This window comes from Curtobacterium sp. MCBD17_013 (assembly GCF_003234565.1).
Taxonomy (GTDB): Bacteria; Actinomycetota; Actinomycetes; order Actinomycetales; family Microbacteriaceae; genus Curtobacterium.
The window spans coordinates 211,924-234,901 of record NZ_QKTU01000002.1 but is presented as its reverse complement, the minus strand read 5'-3'; the positions used below and the strand labels follow the sequence as shown (position 1 = coordinate 234,901).

Annotated in this window: 19 protein-coding genes and 1 pseudogene; all 20 read left to right on the top strand. The window is 72.7% G+C overall.

Annotated elements, in window-relative coordinates; genetic code table 11:
* The first annotated feature begins 2 nt into the window (after positions 1 to 2).
* Entirely contained in the window at positions 3 to 944 is a 942-nt protein-coding gene (gene gmk, locus DEI81_RS03680) for a guanylate kinase (protein WP_111009357.1), read from the top strand.
* A gap of 32 nt (positions 945 to 976) precedes the next feature.
* Positions 977 to 1,240: a DNA-directed RNA polymerase subunit omega gene (rpoZ, locus tag DEI81_RS03675; RefSeq protein ID WP_111009151.1), complete on the top strand. Its 264-nt coding sequence runs from the start codon at positions 977 to 979 to the stop codon at positions 1,238 to 1,240.
* A gap of 3 nt (positions 1,241 to 1,243) precedes the next feature.
* Complete coding sequence (gene metK, locus DEI81_RS03670; protein WP_111009150.1) at positions 1,244 to 2,452, top strand: methionine adenosyltransferase; 1,209 nt, start codon at positions 1,244 to 1,246, stop codon at positions 2,450 to 2,452.
* A gap of 93 nt (positions 2,453 to 2,545) precedes the next feature.
* Positions 2,546 to 4,576: a primosomal protein N' gene (locus DEI81_RS03665; RefSeq protein WP_111009149.1), complete on the top strand. Its 2,031-nt coding sequence runs from the start codon at positions 2,546 to 2,548 to the stop codon at positions 4,574 to 4,576.
* A 30-nt stretch (positions 4,577 to 4,606) separates the two neighbouring features.
* The gene (locus DEI81_RS03660) at positions 4,607 to 5,557 is read left to right on the top strand and encodes a methionyl-tRNA formyltransferase (protein WP_111009148.1); all 951 of its coding nucleotides are present in this window, start codon (positions 4,607 to 4,609) and stop codon (positions 5,555 to 5,557) included.
* Complete coding sequence (locus tag DEI81_RS03655) at positions 5,554 to 6,978, top strand: RsmB/NOP family class I SAM-dependent RNA methyltransferase (protein ID WP_258368472.1); 1,425 nt, start codon at positions 5,554 to 5,556, stop codon at positions 6,976 to 6,978. The genes DEI81_RS03660 and DEI81_RS03655 overlap by 4 nt, the downstream gene beginning before the upstream one ends.
* A gap of 60 nt (positions 6,979 to 7,038) precedes the next feature.
* Complete coding sequence (gene rpe, locus DEI81_RS03650) at positions 7,039 to 7,695, top strand: ribulose-phosphate 3-epimerase (protein WP_111009146.1); 657 nt, start codon at positions 7,039 to 7,041, stop codon at positions 7,693 to 7,695.
* Positions 7,696 to 7,700: 5 nt separating this feature from the next.
* On the top strand, positions 7,701 to 7,964 hold the full coding sequence (locus DEI81_RS03645) for a phosphoribosyl-ATP diphosphatase (protein WP_111009145.1): 264 nt from the start codon (positions 7,701 to 7,703) through the stop codon (positions 7,962 to 7,964).
* Between the two features lie 66 nt (positions 7,965 to 8,030).
* Positions 8,031 to 8,870, top strand: coding sequence for an ATP phosphoribosyltransferase (hisG, locus tag DEI81_RS03640; protein WP_111009144.1), 840 nt, complete (start codon positions 8,031 to 8,033; stop codon positions 8,868 to 8,870).
* A 14-nt stretch (positions 8,871 to 8,884) separates the two neighbouring features.
* On the top strand, positions 8,885 to 9,646 hold the full coding sequence (hisF, locus tag DEI81_RS03635; protein WP_111009143.1) for an imidazole glycerol phosphate synthase subunit HisF: 762 nt from the start codon (positions 8,885 to 8,887) through the stop codon (positions 9,644 to 9,646).
* An 8-nt stretch (positions 9,647 to 9,654) separates the two neighbouring features.
* Positions 9,655 to 10,038 (top strand): annotated as a pseudogene (gene hisI / locus DEI81_RS03630) (phosphoribosyl-AMP cyclohydrolase); the annotation flags it as partial.
* Between the two features lie 193 nt (positions 10,039 to 10,231).
* Entirely contained in the window at positions 10,232 to 11,716 is a 1,485-nt protein-coding gene (locus DEI81_RS03625) for an anthranilate synthase component I (protein WP_111009355.1), read from the top strand.
* Positions 11,713 to 12,423, top strand: coding sequence for a Trp biosynthesis-associated membrane protein (locus DEI81_RS03620; RefSeq protein WP_111009142.1), 711 nt, complete (start codon positions 11,713 to 11,715; stop codon positions 12,421 to 12,423). Before DEI81_RS03625 ends, DEI81_RS03620 begins: the two co-directional genes overlap by 4 nt.
* Complete coding sequence (locus DEI81_RS03615; RefSeq protein ID WP_111009141.1) at positions 12,410 to 12,646, top strand: DUF6704 family protein; 237 nt, start codon at positions 12,410 to 12,412, stop codon at positions 12,644 to 12,646. Before DEI81_RS03620 ends, DEI81_RS03615 begins: the two co-directional genes overlap by 14 nt.
* 28 nt (positions 12,647 to 12,674) lie before the next feature.
* Positions 12,675 to 13,448, top strand: coding sequence for an indole-3-glycerol phosphate synthase TrpC (gene trpC, locus DEI81_RS03610; protein ID WP_111009354.1), 774 nt, complete (start codon positions 12,675 to 12,677; stop codon positions 13,446 to 13,448).
* Positions 13,449 to 13,494: 46 nt separating this feature from the next.
* A complete protein-coding gene (trpB, locus tag DEI81_RS03605) occupies positions 13,495 to 14,709 on the top strand; it encodes a tryptophan synthase subunit beta (RefSeq protein WP_111009140.1) in 1,215 nt (404 codons plus the stop codon).
* Entirely contained in the window at positions 14,706 to 15,536 is an 831-nt protein-coding gene (gene trpA / locus DEI81_RS03600; RefSeq protein ID WP_111009139.1) for a tryptophan synthase subunit alpha, read from the top strand. The genes trpB and trpA overlap by 4 nt, the downstream gene beginning before the upstream one ends.
* 31 nt (positions 15,537 to 15,567) lie before the next feature.
* Positions 15,568 to 16,560 (top strand): prolipoprotein diacylglyceryl transferase, encoded by a 993-nt coding sequence (lgt, locus tag DEI81_RS03595; protein WP_111009138.1) that lies wholly within the window; start codon positions 15,568 to 15,570, stop codon positions 16,558 to 16,560.
* 268 nt (positions 16,561 to 16,828) lie between these two features.
* Entirely contained in the window at positions 16,829 to 21,403 is a 4,575-nt protein-coding gene (gltB, locus tag DEI81_RS03590) for a glutamate synthase large subunit (protein ID WP_111009137.1), read from the top strand.
* An 80-nt stretch (positions 21,404 to 21,483) separates the two neighbouring features.
* On the top strand, positions 21,484 to 22,941 hold the full coding sequence (locus DEI81_RS03585) for a glutamate synthase subunit beta (RefSeq protein WP_111009136.1): 1,458 nt from the start codon (positions 21,484 to 21,486) through the stop codon (positions 22,939 to 22,941).
* Positions 22,942 to 22,978: the final 37 nt, after the last annotated feature.

Below are 22,978 nucleotides of genomic sequence, written 5' to 3'. Positions count from 1 at the left end.
ACGTGGACGGCACGGGCAACGAGGACGTCCCCCCGGGCGGGGCGTCCGGCCCTCGCGGGTCCCGGCCGCCCGAGGTCGACCGCGCCGCGGCCGCCCGGGCCGCCGTCGCTGCACGCCGGGCGCGGGCGGCCGTGAAGGCCGACGTGGCCTCCGGTGCCCGGTCCGGGCTCGACGTCGCGCGGGCTGCCTGGGGGAGCGACGCGGCCACCGCGGAGCAGTCGCTCCGCGTCCGCGACCTCCTGACGAGCCTCCCGGGCATCGGTCCGGCGCGTGCCGAGAGCGTCATGGCCACGCTCCGCATCGCGCCGACGAAGCGGCTGGGCGGCCTCGGCACGCGGCAGCGCGGGGAACTCGCGGACTGGCTGGCGTCGCGGTCCGGTCGTCGCCGACGCGCCTCGCGGCTCGTCGTGCTCGCCGGGCCCACCGCGGTCGGCAAGGGCACGGTCTCGGCGTACATCCGGGAACACCACCCGGAGGTGCTCCTCAGCGTCTCCGCGACGACCCGGGCACCGCGCCCGGGCGAGGTCGACGGCGTCCACTACTACTTCGTCGACGACGCCGAGTTCGACCGGATGGTCCGCGAGCGCGAGCTCCTGGAGTGGGCGACGGTCCACAACTCCTACCGATACGGCACGCCCCGACCGCCCATCGACCGCGCGCTCGACCAGGGGCGCAGCGTGCTGCTCGAGATCGACCTGCAGGGTGCGCGGCAGGTCCGCGCCGCGATGCCCGAGGCGCTCCTGGTGTTCCTGCTCCCGCCGACGTGGGAGGAACTCGTCCGGCGGCTCATCGGGCGGGGGACCGAGAGCCCCGCGGAGCAGCAACGGCGGCTCGACACGGCGAAGGTGGAGCTCGCCGCCCAGGACGAGTTCGACGTCCGGATCGTGAACTCCGATGTCCGTACCGCTGCGCAGGAGGTCGTAGACTTGTTCTCCGCGCCGTGACCCGGCGCTCGTCAACCTACCGAGGAGCTCCCATGGCCGACCGTTCCCAGGGCATCATCGATCCGCCCATCGACGACCTGCTCGCCAAGGTCGAGTCGAAGTACGCGCTCGTCATCTTCGCGTCGAAGCGTGCGCGGCAGATCAACGACTACTACGCCGACCTGCACGAAGGCAGCCTGTTCGACAACGTCGGCCCGCTCGTCGACTCGACCATCGACGACAAGCCGCTGTCGGTGGCGCTCCACGAGATCAACGAGAACAAGCTGACTGCCACGCCGCAGACGCCCGACGCCTGATCCGTGACGTCCGCACTCCGCCTCTTCACCTCCGAGTCGGTCACCGAGGGGCACCCGGACAAGATCTGTGACCAGATCTCGGACCGCATCCTCGACGCGCTCCTGACCGTCGACCCCCACGCCCGAGTCGCGGTGGAGACCCTCGTGACGACCGGTCTCGTGCACGTCGCGGGCGAGGTCACGACTGCCGGCTACGTCGACATCCCCACGATCGTGCGCGACGTCATCACCGGCATCGGGTACGACTCGTCCGAGGTCAGCTTCGACGGCCACACCTGCGGGGTCGAGGTCTCGATCGGCTCGCAGTCGCCCGACATCGCGCAGGGCGTCGACGACGCGCTCGAGGCCCGGACGGGCGCGACGGATCCGCTCGATCGCCAGGGTGCCGGTGACCAGGGCATCATGTTCGGCTACGCGACGAACGAGACGCCCGAGTACATGCCGGTCGCCATCTGGATCGCACACCGGCTCGCCGAGCGCCTCGCCGCGGTCCGCAAGTCGGGCGAGCTGCCGTACCTCCGACCCGACGGCAAGACGCAGGTCACGATCGGGTACGACGGCGTGACCCCGCGGACCGTCGAGACCGTCGTGCTGTCGACCCAGCACGCGCCGACCGTGTCGCTCGAGCAACTCACCGTCGACATCACGGCCCGGGTGATCCGCCCCGTGCTCGACACGGTCGCGCTGGACTCGAGCGCCGTGGACGTCATCGTGAACCCGACCGGCCGCTTCGAGATCGGCGGTCCCCAGGGCGACGCGGGGCTGACGGGTCGCAAGGTCATCGTGGACACCTACGGCGGCGCCTCGCGGCACGGTGGTGGTGCCTTCAGCGGCAAGGACCCGTCGAAGGTGGACCGTTCGGCCGCGTACGCCCTGCGGTGGGTCGCGAAGAACGCGGTGGCCGCCGGTCTCGCCGACCGGCTCGAGGTCCAGGTCGCCTACGCGATCGGCCGCGCCGCCCCGGTCGGGCTGTACGTCGAGTCCTTCGGGACCGGCCACGTGGACGACGCCGTGATCGTCGACGCCATCCGGGCGGTCTTCGACCTGCGGCCCGCGGCGATCATCCGCGACCTCGACCTGCTCCGCCCCACGTACGCCGCGACGGCGACCTACGGACACTTCGGTCGGGAGCTCCCCGGGTTCACCTGGGAGGCCCTCGACCGTGTCGAGGCGCTGCGGGTCGCCGCCGGCCTCGTGACGGCCGGGGTCTGACGGTCCGTCGTGCCGGAGGACGCGCCAGCGCCCGCTGAAGCGGCGCGGTCCCCGCGCGCGGACGCGCGGCCGCCCCTGCCCGGCCCCCCAACGGTGCCGACGGTCGAGGCCGCGGCGGCGCCCGCGGGCGCGGCCTCGCCCGCGTCCGCGACCCCGCGGATCGCACGCGTCGTCCTCGACTCACCGCTCCCGCAGCTCGACCGGTTGTTCGACTACCGCATCCCGGACGCGATGCGCGAGGCGTGCCTCCCGGGTGTCCGGGTGCGCGTCCCGCTCCGCACGGGCGCCCGGATCGCGGACGCCTTCGTCGTCGAGGTCGCCACCGAGGGCTCGTTCCCCGGCGACCTTAGTCCGCTCGAGGAGGTCGTGTCGCCCGTCCCCGTCCTGGCGCCGGAGGTCTGGCGGCTGGCGCGCGCCGTCGCGGACCGCGCGGCGGGGGTGGCGAGCGACGTCCTCCGGTTGGCGGTGCCACCGCGTCAGGTCCGCGCCGAGAAGGCGTTCCTCGCACGGGACACCACGACGGTGCCGCCGGTCGTCACCGCGCCGGTGGTGACGGCGTACCCGGAGGGCCGCGTGGAGGCCCTGCTCGAGGACGGCGGTCGCGCCGCGATGACCGCGATCGCGCATCCGGTGCGGCTGCCGGACGACTCCTGGGTGGACGGGTGGGCGCGCACCTTCGCCGAGGCGGCGGCCCGGGTGCTCGCGTCGGAGCGGACCGCGATCCTCGTGGTGCCGGACTTCCGGGATCTCGCCGAGGTCGAGCGCGCCGTCGCCGCCTTCGTCCCCGCGGAGCGTGTGGTGCGGTTCGACGCGCGGCAGACGAACGGGCAGCGCGCCCGCGCACTCCTGACGGCCCGGTCGGGTCCGGTCGTCGTGGTCGGCAACCGCGCGGCGGTGTACGCACCGGCCGAGCGCCTCGGGTTGCTCGCCGTCTGGGACGACGGCGACCCCTCGTTCGTCGAGCAACGCGCTCCCTACGTGCACACCCGTGACGCCGTGCTGCTCCGGACCGCGCAGTCGGGGGCGGCCCTGCTGCTCGCAGCGCACGCGCGGAGCACCGACGTCCAGCGTCTGGTCGAACTCGGGTGGCTCGACGACGTCCGGCCCGTCCGCGCGGTCGTCCCGCGCGTGGTGCCGACCGCGCAGCAGACGTCCGCGGAGGGCTGGGCCGCGCACGCCCGGATCCCGTCCGCGGCCTGGCGTGCGGCACGCGAGGCCAGCCGTACCGGTCCCGTGCTCGTGCAGGTGGCGAGTCCGGGGTTCGCGACGGGGCTCGTGTGTGCCGACTGCGGCGACCGGGCCCGCTGTCCGCGGTGCGGGGGACCCCTCGGCCGGGCGACGTCGTCCGGCGTGCCGCAGTGTCGCTGGTGCGGGGCCCTGGCGGTCGGGTACCGGTGTCCCACCTGCCAGGGGTCCACGCTCCGTCCGGTCGGCCACGGCGCGCAGCGCACCGCGGACGAGCTGGGACGGGCGTTCCCCGGGACGCGGATCGTCGTCGCCGACGGCGCCCGTCCGGTGGACGAGGTCGACGACCGACCCGCCGTCGTGGTCGCGACCCGCGGCGCCGAACCGTCGACGCCCGGCGGGTACGCGTGCGTCCTCCTGCTCGACGGCGAGCGCATGCTCGCCCGCGAGGGCCTGCGCGTCGCCGAGGACGTCCTCCGGGTCTGGGCGAACGCGGCGGCCCGGACGGCGCGCGGTGGCACGACGTTCCTCGTCGGCGTCGGCGGACGGCTGGCGACGGCGATGGCCACGTGGCGGCTCGAGGTCCCGGCGCACGACGAGCTCGCCGACCGCCGGGTCCTGCACTTCCCGCCCGCCGTCCGCGTGGCGACGCTGACCGGGACGGACGAGGCGGTGGCCGCCGCGGTCGAGGCGCTCGGCGACGCCCTCGTCGGGCCCGTGCTCGGTCCGGTGGCCGTCGACGACCCCGTACCCGGGACGGTCCGGACGATCGTGCGGTTCCCGTACGCGCACGGCACCGAGGTCGCGGCGACGCTCAAGGCCGAGGTGATCCGGCGGTCGTCGACCCGTCGGGTGCTGCCCGGGGGCAACCGTCGCCGCGCCGCACCTACACTCAGGGTGCGGCTCGACGACGTCGAACCGTTCTCCGAGGGCCCCTGAGCCCCCTCCACCGACCACCACCCGGAGTCCATGCGTCTCGTCGTCGCGGGCAGCCCCGCAGCCGCCGTCCCCACTCTCCGTCGCCTCGCCGCGACGGACCACGAGATCGTCGCCGTCCTGACCCGGCCTCCGACGCCGCAGGGCCGCAAGCGCGTGCTCACCCCGACCCCGGTCGCGGTCGCCGCCGAGGAACTCGGGCTCCCCGTGATCACGGCGTCCCGCGTGGACGCCGACGTCACGGAGCGACTCCGTCTCCTCGGACCGGACCTCGGCGTCATCGTCGCGTACGGTGCGTTGCTCCGTCGTGCCGCGCTCGACGTCCCGCGACACGGCTGGCTCAACCTGCACTTCTCGTCGCTCCCGGCCTTCCGGGGCGCTGCGCCCGTCCAGCGCGCCGTCATGGCGGGCGAGCGGTCGACCGCGGCGACCGTGTTCCGCCTCGTCGAGGAGCTCGACGCCGGACCGGTGTACGCCTCCGAGCCGTTCCCGATCGGGCCCGACGCGACGGCCGGCGAGGTCCTCGCCGCCATGGCCGAGACGGGCGCCGAGCTCGTCGCGCGCGTCGTCGACGACGTCGCGGCGGGCCGTGCGGTCGGCGTCGCGCAGGTGGGCGAACCCACCACGGCTCCGAAGACGACCTCCGCCGACGGCCACGTCGCCTTCGACCGTCCGGCTGCGGTCGTGCACGCCCACGTGCGCGGGGTGACGCCGGAACCGGGCGCGTACGCCTACCTCGGTGCCACGCGGGTCAAGCTGCTCCGGACCGCCCGCACGACACCGACGACACGGCCGGCAGGCCTGGTGACGACGACCGAGGACCTCGCACCCGGTGCGCTCGGGCTGGTCGGCGGCGCGCTCCGTGTGGGCACCGCGACCGAGCCGCTCGAGCTCCTCGAGGTGCAGCCGGCCGGTGGGCGTCCGATGCCCGGCGCGTCGTGGGCCCGCGGTCTCGGGGACCTCACGTCGGCGGTGCTCGCGTGACACCCACGACGCCCGAGGGCAGCGGCTGGGGGAACCGCGGTGCGGGGACGAGTGCCCGGCGCGTGGCGCTCGACGTGCTCCGTGCGGTCCAGGCGGACGACGCGTACGCGAACCTGTTGCTCCCGGTCCGCATCCGACGCGCGGGGCTCTCCGCCCGGGACGCCGGCTTCGCGACGGAGCTGACGTACGGCACCATCCGGATGATCGGCACGTACGACGCGATCATCGAGGCGGCGTCCGGGCGCCAGGTCGCGAACATCGAGGCCGACGTGCTCGACGTCCTCCGCCTCGGCGTCCACCAGCTCGTCGGGATGCGCGTGCCGTCCCACGCGGCCGTGTCGCAGACGGTCGACCTCACCCGGGCGATCGGAGCGCGTCGGGCGAGCGGGTTCGTCAACGCCGTGCTCCGGAAGGTCGGTGGGCGCGACGCGGACGGCTGGGACGCCGAGATCACCCGCGGCCTGACGGGCGACGACCTGCTCGCGAGGCGCTGGTCACACCCGCGCTGGGTCGTCGGTGCCCTCCGCGACGCCCTCGCCGCCGAGCGCGCCCGCGACGAGCTCGTCGCCCTGCTCGCGGCCGACAACGTGCCGGCCGGTGTGACCCTGGCGGCGCTGCCCGGGCTCGTCGAACCCGGCGACGTGTTGCCGGATGCCGAGGCGGAGCCTCCCGTCTCGCCGGTCGGGGTCCGCGGAGTCGCCGGGGACCCGTCGCGGGTCCCTGCGGTCGCCGACGGCCGAGCGCGGGTGCAGGACGAGGGGTCGCAGCTCGCGGCGCTCGCGTTGACCCGCTCGTCGGCCATCGCTCCGGGGGAGCGTTGGCTCGACCTCTGCGCCGGCCCGGGCGGCAAGGCCGCGCTGCTCGCCGCGGAGGCCCGGGTCGCCGGCGCCACGCTCGTCGCCAACGAGCTCGTCCCGGCGCGTGCGGGACTCGTCCGATCGGCGCTCGAACGCTTCACCGAGACCGTGACGGTCACCGAAGGCGACGGCCGCCGGTTCGGACGCCCGGGGGAGGCCGGACCGACCGCGCCGGGCAGCTACGACCGCGTCCTGCTCGACGCGCCGTGCACGGGCCTCGGCGCCCTCCGTCGTCGACCGGAGGCGCGATGGCGGAAGGACCCGGAGGACGTCTCGGAGCTCGCGGTGGTGCAGGCGGAACTGCTGGACGCCGCCGTCGCGTCGCTCGCACCGGGCGGCACGCTCGCGTACGTGACGTGCTCGCCACACCTCGCCGAGACCCGTGGGCAGGTGGACGCGCTCCTCGCCCGGCACGGCGACGTCCTCGAGCAGGTCGACACGGCCTCCGTGGTGCGGAGCATCGCCGCTCGGGACCCGCAGGTCGCCGACGGCGCCACCGTCCAGCTCTGGCCGCACCGCATCGGCACGGACGCGATGTTCATCGCCCTCCTGCGTCGGCGCTGACGGGGCGGGAGCGGCTCCGCCCCGTCGTCGCGCTCCGGGCGCTCCCGGTACGCTCGTCGCGTGACGATCCGCATCGCGCCCAGCATCCTGTCCGCCGACTTCGCCAACCTGGAGCGGGAGCTCGGGCGGATCGCGACGGCGGACATGGTGCACGTGGACGTCATGGACAACCACTTCGTGCCGAACCTGACGATCGGTCTGCCCGTCGTGACGCGGCTGCAGCAGGTCTCGCCCGTCCCGCTCGACGTGCACCTCATGGTCTCCGACGCCGACAGCAACGCACCGAAGTACGCCGAGACGGGGGCGGCCAGCGTGACGTTCCACATCGAGGCCGCGACGGATCCCGTGGCCACCGCGGCGGCGATCCGGAGCAACGGCGCTCGCGCGGCCGTGGCGGTCAAGCCCGGGACGGACATCGCGCCCGTGCTCGACCACCTCGACGCGTACGACATGGTGTTGCTCATGACCGTCGAGCCGGGATTCGGCGGTCAGGCGTTCATGCCGCAGGTCATGCCGAAGCTCGCCGCCGCCCGCGCGGCGGTCGCGGCGTCCGGTCTCGACGTGTGGCTCGAGGTCGACGGCGGCATCGCGCTCGACACGGTCGAGGAGGCCGTGTCGAACGGCGCCGACACCCTCGTCGCCGGCTCGGCCGTCTACGGCGGGGACCCGGCTGAGCGGATCGCGGGCCTGCGGGCGGCTGCGAGCCGGGTAGCCTGATCGCCGTGAAGACGTTCGATGACCTGTTCGCCGAGCTGTCCGAGAAGGCACGGACGCGTCCCGCGGGGTCGGGGACGGTCGCCGAGCTCGACGCCGGCGTCCACCAGATCGGCAAGAAGATCGTCGAGGAGGCCGCCGAGGTGTGGATGGCCGCGGAGTACGAGGGTGACGCACGGACCGCCGAGGAGATCTCCCAGCTCCTGTACCACCTGCAGGTCCTGCTCGTCGCGAAGGGCCTGACCCCCGAGGACGTCTACGAGCATCTGTGAGCCGCGCCGGTGACCACCGGCGGCCTCCCCGATCACCCGAGCCGCTCCTCCAGAAAGCGAGACCCGATGCTCCGCGTCGCCGTGCCCAACAAGGGATCCCTGTCCGAGACCGCGACCGACATGCTGCGCGAGGCGGGCTACGCCGGGCGGCGTGACCCGAAGGCGCTCCACCTCGTCGACGAGCGCAACGGGGTCGAGTTCTTCTTCCTCCGCCCACGTGACATCGCGACCTACGTCGGCTCCGGCGCGCTCGACGTCGGGATCACGGGACGCGATCTGCTGCTCGACAGCGGTTCGACGGCCTCGGAGATCGAGGAGCTCGACTTCGCGGATTCCACGTTCCGGTTCGCCGGGCCGCCCGGACGCTTCACGGAGTTGACGGACCTCGAGGGCGTGCGTCTGGCGACGAGCTACCCGGGGCTCGTCGGCGACTTCCTCGCTCGGCACGGGGTGACCGCCGTCCTCGTGAAGCTGGACGGCGCGGTCGAGAGCGCCGTGCGGCTCGGTGTCGCCGACGCGGTGGCCGACGTCGTCTCGACGGGGAGCACGCTGCGCGCCGCGGGACTCGAGATCTTCGGGCCGGTGATCCTCGAGTCCACCGCCGTGCTCGTGACGACGGACGAGTCGATCGAGGGCATCTCCGTGCTGCGACGACGGCTCCACGGTGTGCTGGTGGCCCGGAGCTACGTGATGCTCGACTACGACATCCCGTCCGTGCTGCTGCCCCAGGCCACGGCGATCGCGACCGGGATCGAGTCACCGACCGTGTCGCCCCTGCACGACCCCGAATGGTCCGCGGTGCGCGTCATGATCCCGCGGGCCGACACGAACCCGATCATGGACGCCCTCTACGAACTCGGTGCGCGCGCGATCCTCGTCAGCGCGATCCACGCCGCGCGACTGTGAGCGGGAGCACGGGCATGTCGGTCGCGGTCCGGGTGATCCCGTGCCTCGACGTCTCGGCGGGCCGGGTCGTCAAGGGCGTCAACTTCCTCGACCTGCAGGACGCCGGCGATCCGGTCGAGCTGGCGGCGCGGTACTACGAGCAGGGCGCGGACGAGCTCACGTTCCTCGACGTGTCGGCGACCGTCGAGGGTCGCGCGACCATGTACGAGACCGTCACCCGGACGGCCGAGCAGGTGTTCATCCCGCTCACCGTGGGTGGTGGCGTCCGCAGCGTCGACGACGTCGCCCGTCTCCAGCAGTGCGGCGCGGACAAGATCGGCGTCAACAGCGCGGCGATCGCCCGACCGGCACTCGTCGGCGAGATCGCGGACCGCTTCGGAGCGCAGGCCGTCGTGCTGTCGCTCGACGTCAAGCGCGCCGATCGCATGCCCTCGGGGTTCGTCGTGACCACGCACGGCGGTCGGCGCGAGACCGACATCGACGCCCTCGCCTGGGCGCGGGAGGCCGTGGAGCGTGGCGCGGGCGAGCTGCTCGTCAACTCGATCGACGCCGACGGCACGAAGGCGGGCTTCGACCTCGAGCTCGTCGCCGCCATGCGCGCCGTCGCCTCGGTGCCGGTGATCGCGTCGGGAGGCGCGGGCGCGCTCGAGCACTTCGCGCCCGCGATCGACGCCGGGGCCGACGCGGTCCTCGCGGCCAGCGTGTTCCACCGAGCCGAGATGACGATCGGCGACGTCAAGGACGCCCTGCGCGCGGCCGGACACGCCGTACGCTGATGGACGACATGGCCGACAGCACCAGCACCGCAGTACCGTCCCCCTCGTCCACCGAGGCGGTCCTCGACCGCGCCCGCTTCGGGGCCGACGGCCTCCTGCCCGCCGTCATCCAGGAAGCCGCCACCAAGGACGTCCTCATGCTCGGGTACATGGACCGGGAGGCCCTCCGCCGGACCCTGACGGAGGGTCGCGTCACCTTCTGGTCGCGGTCCCGGCAGGAGTACTGGCGCAAGGGCGACACCTCGGGGCACGCGCAGTTCGTCCGAGCGGCGGCGTTCGACTGCGACGCCGACACGATCCTCGTCACCGTCGACCAGATCGGCGCCGCGTGCCACACCGGTGCGCACCGGTGCTTCGACGTCGACCCGCTCGCACCGGTCGTGGGCAGCGCCGAGGGCACGGCCGGCACCGCCGTGGCCGGCACCGCCGTGGCCGGCACCGCCGTGCCCGGCACCGCCGCAGCCGGTGGCGACGCGGCCGACGTCGACGCGAGGGAGGCGACCGGTGCCTGAGGCGACCATCCCGGGCACCGAAGCGGCACCCGTGGACCACCCGCACACGACCGCGCGAGCGGAGTTCGAGGCCATGCTCGACGGCCACCGCGTCGTCCCGGTCGTACGAGCGCTCTTCGCGGACAGCGAGACGCCCGTGGGCGTCTACCGGAAACTGGCAGCGGGGCGTCCGGGGAGCTTCCTGCTCGAGTCCGCGGGCCAGGGCGGACTCTGGTCGCGCTGGTCGTTCGTCGGGGTCCGCAGCTTCGGCGTCCTGACGCAGGACGGTACCGAGGCGCGGTGGATCGACACGGGCATCGACGCGGAGCGCGCGGTCGGATCGCTCGAGGGCGCGCCGCTCGACGTGCTCGCACGACTGCACGAGCGGTGGGCGACCCCGCGGCTCGCGGGCATGCCGCCGCTCGTCGGGGGCACCGTCGGGTTCATCGGATGGGAGGCCGTCCGTCAGCTCGAGCACCTCCCGGACGCGCCACCGGCCGAGTTCACGGTGCCGGGCCAAGCGATGGCGTTCGTCTCCGAGCTCGCGGCGATCGACCACCGGACCGGACTCGTGCTCCTCGTGGCGAGCGCCCTCAACGACGGCGCGGACGACCCCGACGCCATGTGGGCGGACGCACAGGCGCGCCTCGACCGTCTCCAGCGCGACCTCGTACAGCCGTCGGCGGCCACGGTCGCCGAGGCCTTCGACGTGGCGGCGCCGTCCCCGTCCGCTCGCTCGACCCCCGAGGAGTACGCGGCGGCGATCGAGCGTTCGAAGCGCTTCATCCGGGACGGCGACGTGTTCCAGGTCGTCATCTCGCAGCGGTTCGACCAGCCCGTCACGGCCGACCCGCTCGACGTCTACCGCGTGCTCCGGACGCTCAACCCGAGCCCGTACATGTACTTCCTCAGTCTCGCGGACACGAGCGACGAGCCGTACTGGATCGTCGGTGCCTCGCCGGAGGCCCTGGTGCGGGTCGAGGACGGTCGCGCCATGACCCACCCCATCGCCGGCTCCCGGCCTCGCGGTCGCACCACCGAGGAGGACGTGCGTCTCGCCGACGAACTGCTCCTCGACCCGAAGGAACGGGCCGAGCACCTCATGCTCGTCGACCTCGCGCGGAACGACCTCCAGAAGGTGTGCCTGCCCGGCACCGTCGCCGTCACCGAGTTCATGCAGGTCGAGCGCTTCAGTCACATCATGCACCTCGTGTCGAGTGTCGAGGGGACGATCCGCCCCGGGGCGAGCGCGATCGACGTGTTCCGCGCGACGTTCCCGGCAGGCACGTTGTCGGGTGCGCCGAAGCCGCGTGCGCTCGCGATCATCGACGAGCTCGAACCCGCCCAGCGGGGCGTGTACGGCGGCGTCGTCGGCTACTTCGACTTCGCGGGCTCGGCGGACGTGGCGATCGCCATCCGTACGGCGCTGATCCAGGGCGGGGTCGCCCGCGTGCAGGCGGGTGCAGGGCTCGTCGCCGACTCCGACCCGGCCACGGAGCACGTGGAGGCCCAGAACAAGGCCGCGGCGCCGCTGCGCGCCGTCGCGACCGCGAACGCCATGCGGGCGGTCCGGTCGTGAGGCGCTCACGCCCGCTCGTCGTCCTCGCCGGTCTCGCGGTCGCGGGCATCGTGCTCCTGTCCTGGACGCAGACCTGGTTCACGGCGCACCTCGACGCCACGAGCGCGACGGCGAGCACGGTGACGGCGGACGGCTCCGTCGTGCCCTACTCAGCCCTCGCGATCGCCATGTTGGCGCTGTCGATCGCCCTGACCATCGCGGGGCGCGTGCTCCGCGTCGTGCTCGCGGTCGTCGAGGTGCTGCTCGGGATCGCGGTCGTCGTGACGGGGATCGGCCGTCTGACCGATCCCGTGGTCGCCGCGCAGTCGGCGATCAGTGGCGTCACCGGCGTGCAGGACGTCCCCGCGATCCGCTCGATCGTACGGAGCATCGACGTCACCCCGTGGCCGTACGTCGGCATCGCGGGTGGCGTGCTCGCCGTGGCGCTCGGCCTGCTCGTGCTCGTCGCCCAGCGGTCCTGGCCCGGCCCGAGTCGCCGGTACGGGGGCACTGGACGGGTGCCGGCGGCCGACGCGCCGCGGGATGCCATCGTCGACTGGGACGACCTCAGCGCGGGCGTCGACCCCACGGCTGCCGGGACCTCCACCGCCGGGGTAGACGGGGTGGCCGCCGCTGACGGGACGGCGGAGGACCGCACGGTAGGATCGGGGGAGCGTCGCACCGAGGACGACGCACCGGACCACGAGGAGCACCGTGAGCAACACTGAGCCCGCAGAACTCGGCGAGGGACACTCGCCCGCCGCCTGGACGGCCGTGATCATCATGCTGGTCGCCTTCGCCATCGGCGTCATCTGCTTCTGGTTCAGCATCGCGTGGGCGGTCTGGGCGTCCGCCGGACTCCTCGTCGTCGGGCTCATCCTCGGCGGCGTGCTCGCCAAGCTCGGGTACGGCGTCAACGGCCCGAAGTACGTCACGCGCACCCACGAGTGACCCGATGACGGCCGAGCCGACCACGGATCTGCTCGCGGGTCTCGTCGCGGGAGCGCTGGAGGACGCCGCGGCGCGACGGCTCGACCGTCCCGCGGCGGACGTCGAGCGCGACCTCGACCGCGTGTCCTCGCCGCGCGACGCGCTCGCGTTCCTCGCTCCCGGTGACCGCGTGCACGTCATCGCGGAGGTCAAGCGGGCCAGCCCCTCGCGCGGGCCGCTCGCCGAGATCGCCGATCCAGCCGAGCTCGCGAGCCGGTACGAGGCCGGCGGCGCCAGCGCGATCAGCGTCCTGACCGAGGGGCGCCGGTTCCGGGGGAGCCTCGCCGACCTCGAGGCCGTCCGGGCCCGGGTGGCCGTCCCGGTGCTGCGCAAGGACTTCATCGCCGATCCCTACCAGGTGCTCGAGGCGCGGGCGTCGGGCGCCGACATCGTGTTGCTCATCGTCGCCGCGCTGGACCAGCCCCGGCTCGTCGAACTCCACACGCTCGTCGAGCAGCTCGGGATGCGGGCACTGGTCGAGGCCCACTCAGCGGACGAGGTCAGCCGCGGGCTCGACGCCGGGGCGCGCATCCTCGGTGTCAACGCCCGCGACCTGACCGACTTCTCGCTCGACCGCGACCTCTTCGGGCGCCTCGTCGGTGCGGTGCCGGATGGCGTGGTCCGCGTGGCCGAGTCCGCCGTGTCGTCGCCCGCCGACGTCGCCCACTACCGCGCCGCGGGCGCCGATGCCGTGCTCGTCGGCGAGGCCCTCGTGACCGGTGACGACCCGGCGGCGACGCTCGCCGCGTTCCGCGTCGTCTAGAACCCATCCGCCGGGCCCGCCCGGACCCTCCTCACCGGAGCACCACGTGACCCACCTCCGCGACCTCCATGGTCCGTACTTCGGCGACTTCGGCGGACGGTTCGTCCCCGAGTCGCTCGTGTTGGCGCTCGACGAACTCGAGCAGGCCTTCCGCGCCGCCTGGGCGGATCCGGCGTTCCACGCCGAACTCGACGCCCTGCAGCGCGACTACACCGGCCGCCCGTCGATCATCACCGAGGTCCCGCGGTTCGCCGAACACGCCGGTGGTGCCCGGGTGGTCCTCAAGCGCGAGGACCTCAACCACACCGGGTCGCACAAGATCAACAACGTGCTCGGGCAGGCGCTCGTGGCCAAGCGGCTCGGCAAGACCCGGCTGATCGCCGAGACCGGGGCGGGGCAGCACGGCGTCGCCACCGCCACCGCCGCGGCGCTGTTCGGCATGGAGTGCGTGGTCTACATGGGTGCCGTCGACACGGAGCGCCAGGCGCTCAACGTCGCGCGTATGCGGTTGCTCGGGGCCCAGGTCGTCGCCGTCGAGACCGGTTCGCGCACGCTCAAGGACGCCATCAACGAGGCCCTGCGGGACTGGGTGGCGAACGTCGACACCACGCATTACCTGCTCGGCACGGTCGCCGGCCCGCACCCGTTCCCCGAGATGGTCCGTGAGTTCCACAAGGTGATCGGCGAGGAGGCCCGTGCCCAGGTCCTCGAGCTCACCGGGCGCCTGCCCGACGCGGTCGCGGCGTGCGTCGGTGGCGGGTCGAACGCGATGGGCATCTTCGAGGCGTTCCTCGACGACGAGTCCGTGGCGCTGTACGGCTTCGAGGCGGGTGGCGAGGGCGTGCAGAGCGGACGGCACGCGGCGAGCATCACCCTCGGCCGGTCGGGGGTCCTCCACGGAGCGAAGTCCTACCTCATGCAGGACGACGACGGGCAGACGATCGAGAGCCACTCGGTGTCCGCCGGCCTCGACTACCCGAGCGTCGGCCCGGAGCACGCTCACCTCGCCGCGATCGGGCGCGCCACCTACGAGCCGATCACCGACGTCGAGGCCATGGACGCCTTCCGGCTGCTGACGCGCACGGAGGGGATCATCCCGGCGATCGAGTCGGCCCACGCGCTCGCGGGCGCGGTGAAGCTGGGGGCGCGGCTCGGCCCCGACGCCATCGTCCTGGTGTCGCTGTCCGGGCGCGGGGACAAGGACGTCGCGACCGCCAGCCGCTGGTTCGGGCTCATCGACGAGGGAGCGGAGCAGCTGTGAGCACCACGACGTCGCGGTCCGTGCGCGCCGCCATCGACACCGCGAACGCCGAGCGTGCCGGGGCGGTCGTCGGCTACCTCCCCGCGGGGTTCCCGGACCTGCCCACGAGTGTGGCGGCCGCGGTGGCCCTCGCCGAGAACGGGGTCGACGCGATCGAGCTCGGCCTGCCGTACTCCGACCCGGTCATGGACGGCCCGGTCATCCAGCGCGCGACCGAGACGAGTCTCGCGAACGGCTTCCGCGTGGCGCACGTCTTCGACGCCGTGCACGCGATCACCGAGCGGGCCGACGTCCCGGTCCTCGTCATGACGTACTGGAACCCGGTGCTGCGCTACGGCGTCGACCGGTTCGCGGACGACCTCGCCGCCGCGGGCGGGTCCGGGCTCATCACGCCCGACCTCATCCCGGACGAAGCAGGCGAGTGGATCGCCGCGTCCGAGCGCACCGGCGCCGACCGCGTGTTCCTCGCCGCGCCGTCCTCGTCCGACGACCGCATGCGCCAGGCCGTCGAGGCGAGCCGGGGCTTCGTGTACGCCGTGTCCACCATGGGCGTGACGGGGGCTCGTTCGGGCGTCGACGCCGCTGCGCGCTCGGTCGTGTCGCGCCTGCGCTCCGCGGGGGTCGAGCGCACCTGCGTCGGTCTCGGGATCTCGACCGCGGAGCAGGTGTCGGAGATCCTCGCCTACGCGGACGGCGCGATCATCGGTTCGGCGTTCGTCCGGGCCCTGCAGGACGAGGGCGTCCGCGGCGTCGGCCGCCGCGCTGCCGACCTGACCCGTGGCGCTACAGTGATCTCCGACGACGGCCCGGCCTCGCCGGTCGTCTGACGGAACAGCGACGAAAGGCGTACGCCCCTCCATGCTTCCCCTGAGCATCCCGAGCCCGAGCACGGCCTGGCAGTACTTCGATCTGACGAACTGGCTGGACCGGGTCTTCGGGTGGTCCTTCCCACTCGACTTCCGGATCCACGCCTACGCCATCTGCATCCTGCTCGGGATCGTCGCCTGCGTCGTCATCACCGACCGTCGGCTGGTGCGTCGCGGCGTCGAGAAGTGGGTCATCGTCGACATCGCGATCGGCGCGGTCCCGCTCGGCATCATCGGCGGACGCGCCTACCACGTGTTCACCCACGTCGGGGACTACTTCGGGCCGGGCATCGCATGGTGGGAACCGTTCGCCATCTGGGAGGGCGGGCTCGCCATCTTCGGCGCCCTGATCGCCGGCGCCCTCGGTGCCTGGTGGGCCTGCCGGTACGTCGGGCTCCGGTTCACCACCTTCGTCGACGCCGTCGCGCCCGGGCTGCTCGTCGCTCAGGCGTTCGGCCGGCTCGGCAACTACTTCAACCACGAGCTCTTCGGCATGCCGACGAACCTGCCCTGGGGGCTCCAGATCGAGCAGTCGAACCCCGCGTACCCGGTCGGTCTGCCGGCCGGGACGCTGTTCCACCCGACGTTCCTCTACGAGATCATCTGGAACCTCGTCGGGTTCGCGGTCATCGTGCTCATCGACCGGCGCTTCCACCTGCAGTGGGGCCGCGTCCTCGCGCTCTACCTGATCTGGTACGGCGCGGGGCGGTCCGTGCTCGAGTCGATCCGGGTCGACACGAGCGAGACCTTCTTCGGAGTCCGCACGAACGTCTGGGCCGCACTCGCGGCGATCGTGCTCGGCATCGTCATCTTCGTCGTGCAGACCCGGCGACACCCGGGTACCGAGCCCAGCGGGTACCTGCCCGGTCGCGGTCCGCGCGCGGCCAGCAGTGTAGGATCTGACGACACCTACTCGGAGTCCGACGACGAACCGCTCGTCGTCACCGATCCGGAACCGGTCGCCACCGCCGCCGACCGCAGCTAGGGCACACCCGAGCTGAACTCCGACCGACCGCGGCAGAGCCGCGGTCCGACGACAGCACGTCCACAGCAACTCGTGATGTCGTCCGGGTCCCGCGCGGGACCCGACCGTCGTAGGGTCACCACAAGTGGCCCGACACCTCGCACGCCGCCCGGAGCACCGTCACGGGCGGCTGTGCCCGGGCACACGCCTCGCCGCTCGGCGACGTACCACCGGGTCCAGTCGACCGCTCGACGTCCCAGTTCCCCATCTCCTCGTGAGGACGGTTCCCATGGCGCTCCTGCCACCCCACCAGCGTTTCAGCGCGGTCCCGGCCGCCGTCGGCGCGTACGACCCGGCGAACGAGAAGGACGCCTGCGGTCTGGCCATGGTCGCCACGCTCTGCGGAACGCCCGGTCACGACATCGTCGACGCGGCGCTCGGTGCCCTCCGTCACCTCGAACACCGCGGTGCCATCGGCAGCGACGCCGGCACGGGTGACGGCGCGGGGATCCTCTGCCAGGTCCCGGACGCCTTCCTCCGCGAGGTCGTGCCGTTCGCGCTGCCCGACGCGGGCGGGTACGCGGTGGGTACGGCGTACCTCCCGACCAACGTGGACGCGCGCGCCGCCGTCAAGGCGGCGATCGAGGCCGTCGCGGCGGACGAGGGGCTCCGGGTCCTCGGTTGGCGCGAGGTGCCCGTGCGCCCGGACGAGCTCGGCACGCTCGCGCGAGCTGCCATGCCGGCGTTCGAGCAGTGCTTCGTCGCGAGCGAGCGCCACGACGAGGACGGCACGCCGCGGTCGGGCATCGCGCTCGACCGACAGACCTTCCGCCTCCGCAAGCGGATCGAGCGCGACCAGGACGTGTACTTCATGTCGCTGTCGAGTCGGACCATCGTCTACAAGGGCATGGTCACGACCCTCCAGCTCGAGCCGTTCTACCCGGACCTGAGCGACGAACGGTTCGCCTCGAAGCTCGCGATCGTGCACTCGCGCTACTCGACGAACACCTTCCCGTCCTGGCCACTGGCGCAGCCGTTCCGGATGATCGCGCACAACGGCGAGATCAACACGGTGCGCGGCAACCGCAACTGGATGCGCGCACGGCAGTCGCAGCTCGAGAACGAGCTCCTCGGCGACATGGCGCCGTTGCTGCCGATCGTCAGTCCGGCCGCGAGCGACTCGGCGTCGTTCGACGAGGTCGTCGAACTCCTCAGCCTGTCGGGCCGATCGCTGCCGCACGCCGTGTCGATGATGGTGCCCGAGGCGTGGGAGAACCGCGCGGACATGGATCCCGACCTCCGGGCGTTCTACGAGTACCACTCGATGCTCATGGAGCCGTGGGACGGCCCCGCCGCCATCACGTTCACCGACGGCTCGCTGGTCGGTGCGACGCTGGACCGCAACGGCCTCCGGCCGGGTCGCTTCCTCGTGACCGACGAGGGCCTCGTCGTGCTCGCGAGCGAGACGGGTGTCATCGACGTCCCGGCCGAGCGGGTCGTCCGGAAGGGGCGCCTGCGGCCGGGCCGCATGTTCCTCGTCGACACCGAGGCCGGGCGCATCATCGAGGACGACGAGGTCAAGCGTGAGCTGGCCGCCTCCGGGCCGTGGGCCGCGTGGCTGGCCGCGGGCCGGATCAACCTCGAGGACCTGCCGGACCGCGAGCACGTCGTACACACCCCGGCGTCCGTGACCCGACGGCAGCGTGCCTTCGGGTACACGGAGGAGGAAGTCCGGATCCTGCTGCGTCCGATGGCGCAGACGGGAGCCGAACCCCTCGGCGCCATGGGGTCGGACACGCCCATCGCGGTGCTGTCGGAGCGGCCCCGGTTGCTGTTCGACTACTTCACCCAGCAGTTCGCGCAGGTGACGAACCCGCCGCTCGACTCGATCCGCGAGTCCGTCGTGACGAGCATGGGACTCGGGCTGGGCCCGGAGCGCAACCTCCTCGACGCGACGCCGGAGCACGCGAAGCAGATCGTCCTGGACTTCCCGGTGATCGACAACGACCAGCTCGCCAAGATCGAGCACTTCGAGACCGAGTCCGGACGGCAGCTCACCGTCACGGTCAAGGGGCTCTACCGCGTCGACGCGGGCGAGCAGGCGATGCAGACGCGGATCCGCGCGATGCTCGACGAGGTCGACGCCGCGATCGAGGCCGGCAAGCAGTTCATCGTGCTCTCCGACCGTGACGGCACCGTGGACCTCGCGCCCGTTCCGAGCCTGCTCATGCTCGCGGCCGTGCACCACCACCTCATCCGGACCGAGCAGCGGATGAAGGTCGGTCTGATCGTCGAGGCCGGCGACGTCCGCGAAGTCCACCACGTCGCGACCCTCATCGGGTACGGCGCGTCCGCGATCAACCCGTACCTCGCGATGGAGACCTGCGAGAACCTCGTCCGGTCGGGGATGCTCCCCGGCATGACGCCAGAACAGGCCGTCAAGAACGTCATCAAGGCGCTCGGCAAGGGCGTGCTCAAGATCATGTCGAAGATGGGCATCTCGACGGTGTCGAGCTACGCTGCGGCGCAGGCGTTCGAGGCCGTCGGACTGAGCCAGGAGTTCGTCGACGAGTACTTCACCGGCACGTCGTCGATCCTGGGCGGGGTCGGCATCGAGGTCATCGCCCGCGAGAACGCCGAACGGCACGCGAGCGCCTACCCGCAGGACGGTGCGGTCAGCGCACACGAGCGCCTGGCCACCGGTGGTGAGTACCAGTGGCGCCGCGAGGGACCGCCGCACCTGTTCAACCCCGAGACGGTGTTCCGGCTGCAGCACGCCACGCGCGCCCGCCGGTACGACATCTTCCGCGAGTACTCGTCCGCGGTCGACGACCAGGCCGAGCAGCTCATGACCCTGCGCGGACTCTTCTCGTTCCACAAGGGACTCCGCCCGCCGGTGCCCCTCGACGAGGTCGAGCCCATCGAGTCGATCGTCAAGCGGTTCAACACGGGTGCGATGAGCTACGGCTCCATCTCCCGGGAGGCCCACGAGACACTCGCGATCGCCATGAACCGGCTCGGCGGACGCTCGAACACGGGTGAGGGCGGGGAGGACGTCGAACGACTGCTCGACCCCGAGCGCCGGAGCGCGATCAAGCAGGTCGCCTCGGGGCGCTTCGGCGTGACGAGCATGTACCTGACACACGCGACGGACATCCAGCTCAAGATGGCGCAGGGTGCGAAGCCGGGCGAGGGTGGCCAGCTCCCGCCGGCCAAGGTCTACCCCTGGGTGGCGCGCACCCGCCACGCCACCGCCGGTGTCGGCCTCATCTCACCGCCGCCGCACCACGACATCTACTCGATCGAGGACCTCAAGCAGCTCATCTTCGACGTCAAGCGAGCGAACCCGTCCGCGCGCGTGCACGTCAAGCTCGTGAGCCAGTCGGGCATCGGTGCGGTCGCGGCGGGGGTCACGAAGGCACTCGCCGACGTCGTGCTCGTCTCGGGCCACGACGGCGGCACCGGCGCGAGCCCGCTCAACTCGCTCAAGCACGCGGGGACGCCGTGGGAGATCGGCCTGGCCGAGACCCAGCAGACGCTCATGCTCAACAAGATGCGCGACCGCGTCGTGGTCCAGGTCGACGGTCAGATGAAGACCGGGCGTGACGTCGTGGTGGCCGCACTGCTCGGGGGCGAGGAGTACGGGTTCGCGACGGCACCGCTCGTCGTCGAGGGCTGCATCCTCATGCGGGTGTGCCACCTCGACACGTGCCCGGTCGGCGTCGCGACGCAGAACCCGGAGCTCCGCAAGCGCTTCACGGGCAAGCCGGAGTTCGTCGTGAACTTCTTCGAGTTCCTGGCACAGGAGGTCCGCGAGTACCTCGCCGAGCTCGGGTTCCGCAGCCTCGAGGAGGCGATCGGGCACACCGAGGTCCTCGACGTCGACCGCGCCGTCGAGCACTGGAAGGCCTCCGGGCTCGACCTCGCCCCGGTCCTGCGCGGGCCGGAGTTCGCCGACGACGAGCCGCGCCGGAACCTGCGCGAGCAGGACCACGAGCTGGACGCCCACTTCGACAACGGGCTCATCCACGCCGCGACCGACGTCCTCGAGCACGGCGGCCACGTCGCGCTCGACCTGCCGGTCCGGAACACCGAGCGCGCGGTCGGGACCATGCTCGGGCACGAGGTGACGGTGCGACACGGTGAGAACGGCCTCCCGGCCGGCGCGATCGAGGTGACGCTCCGCGGATCCGCCGGGCAGTCGCTCGGCGCGTTCCTGCCCTCGGGCGTCCGCATCCGGCTCTTCGGCGACAGCAACGACTACGTCGGCAAGGGGCTCTCCGGCGGTGAGATCGTCGTCCGCCCCACCGAGGGTGCCGGGTTCGCGGCCGAGGAGAACGTCATCGCCGGCAACGTCATCGGATACGGCGCCACGCAGGGGTCGATGTTCATCCGCGGGATCGTCGGCGAGCGGTTCCTCGTCCGGAACTCGGGCGCCACGGCCGTGGTCGAGGGCGTGGGCGACCACGCGCTCGAGTACATGACCGGCGGTCTCGCACTGATCCTCGGCGCGACCGGCCGCAACCTCGGCGCCGGCATGTCGGGCGGCACGGCGTACGTCCGCGGGCTCCGACCGGAGGACGTCAACCAGGACGCCCTCGCGTCCGGCGAGCTCGTCCTGTCGTCACTCGACAGCGCGGACGCCGAGATCGTCACCGATCTGCTCGAGCGTCACGTGGCCGAGACCGATTCCGGGCTGGCCCGGTCGATCCTGGCCGAGGACCCGGACCTCACCGCGTTCGTCAAGGTGCTCCCGCGCGACTACGCTGCCGTCCTCAAGACCCGCCAGACCGCGGTCGACGAGGGGCTCGACCCCGACGGCGACGTCGTCTGGAACCGCATCCTGGAGGTCACCGGTGGTTGAGCGCACCCGGATCCGATCCGTCCCACCCACGGGGTCCGTCCGACCCCGATCGACCCGCACGTCACCGGAGGTGATGACCCGTGGCTGACCCGAAGGGCTTCCTCAAGGTCCAGGAACGCGAACTGCCGCCCCGCCGGCCCGTGCCGGTGCGGCTCATGGACTGGAAAGAGGTCTACGAGCAGCAGGAACCGGGTGCGCTCCGGCGCCAGGCCGGGCGCTGCATGGACTGCGGCGTGCCGTTCTGCCACCAGGGCTGCCCCCTCGGGAACCTCATCCCCGAGTGGAACGACCTCATGTGGCGCGGCGAGGGCCGACAGGCGATCGAGCGCCTGCACGCGACGAACAACTTCCCGGAGTTCACCGGGCGGCTGTGCCCGGCGCCGTGCGAGGCCGCGTGCGTGCTCGGCATCAACCAGCCACCGGTGACGATCAAGCAGGTCGAGGTCTCGATCATCGACCAGGCGTTCCAGAACGGCTGGGTGACGCCGCACCCGCCCGAGCGACTCACGGGCAAGACGGTCGCGGTCGTCGGGTCGGGTCCCGCGGGACTCGCCGCCGCGCAGCAGCTCACCCGCGCCGGGCACACCGTCGCGGTGTACGAGCGCGACGACCGGATCGGCGGCCTCCTGCGCTACGGCATCCCCGACTTCAAGATGGAGAAGCGCCAGATCGACCTCCGTCTGCAGCAGATGCAGGCCGAGGGCACCCGGTTCCGCGCGGGCGTGGAGATCGGCGTGGACATCAGCTGGTCCGACCTGAAGAGCCGGTACGACGCCGTCGTGGTCGCCACGGGCGCGACGGTCCCGCGCGACCTGCCGATCCCGGGCCGGGACCTGTCCGGCGTCCACTTCGCCATGGAGTACCTCGTGCAGCAGAACCGCACCGGTGCCGGCACGGTGGTCGACAACCAGATCACGGCGGAGGGCAAGCACGTCGTCGTGATCGGTGGCGGTGACACGGGCGCGGACTGCATCGGCACCGCGCACCGGCAGGGCGCCATCAGTGTGACGAACCTGGCGATCGGCAAGCAGCCGCCGCTCGAGCGTCCGTCGGACCAGCCCTGGCCGATGTTCCCGACGGTGTTCGAGGTCTCGAGCGCGCACGAAGAGGGAGGCGAGCGTCGGTACCTCGCCTCGACCGTCGAGTTCCTGGCGAACGAGGCCGGCGAGGTGCGGGCGCTCCGGGTCGCGGAGACCGAGTACCTCGACGGCCGCCGTGTGCCGAAGTCGGGGACCGAGCGTGAGATCCCCGCGGACCTCGTGCTCATCGCGATGGGCTTCACCGGACCGGAACGCGACACGCTCGAGCCGCAGCTGGGCCTCCCGTTCGCGCCGTCCGGCGCCCTCGAGCGGGGTGCCGACTACACGACCAACGAGCCCGGGGTGTTCGTCGCGGGTGACGCCGGTCGCGGGCAGTCCCTCATCGTCTGGGCGATCGCGGAGGGCCGCGCGGCGGCCGCCGAGGTGGACCGCTATCTCGAGGGGTCCACTCGCCTCCCGGCCCCGGTCCGTGCGACCGACCGCGCGATCAGCGTCTGACGGAGCGGCACCGGCCGGTAGGCTGCCGGTGGCCGGT

Bases quoted from the DNA above. Each gene is read 5' to 3' on its own strand.
- rpoZ (WP_111009151.1), top strand. From the start codon at position 977: ATGGCCGACCGTTCCCAGGGCATCATCGATCCGCCCATCGACGACCTG.
- DEI81_RS03660 (WP_111009148.1), top strand. From the start codon at position 4,607: ATGCGTCTCGTCGTCGCGGGCAGCCCCGCAGCCGCCGTCCCCACTCTC.
- hisG (WP_111009144.1), top strand. From the start codon at position 8,031: ATGCTCCGCGTCGCCGTGCCCAACAAGGGATCCCTGTCCGAGACCGCG.
- hisF (WP_111009143.1), top strand. From the start codon at position 8,885: ATGTCGGTCGCGGTCCGGGTGATCCCGTGCCTCGACGTCTCGGCGGGC.
- DEI81_RS03625 (WP_111009355.1), top strand. From the start codon at position 10,232: ATGCTCGACGGCCACCGCGTCGTCCCGGTCGTACGAGCGCTCTTCGCG.
- lgt (WP_111009138.1), top strand. From the start codon at position 15,568: ATGCTTCCCCTGAGCATCCCGAGCCCGAGCACGGCCTGGCAGTACTTC.
- gltB (WP_111009137.1), top strand. From the start codon at position 16,829: ATGGCGCTCCTGCCACCCCACCAGCGTTTCAGCGCGGTCCCGGCCGCC.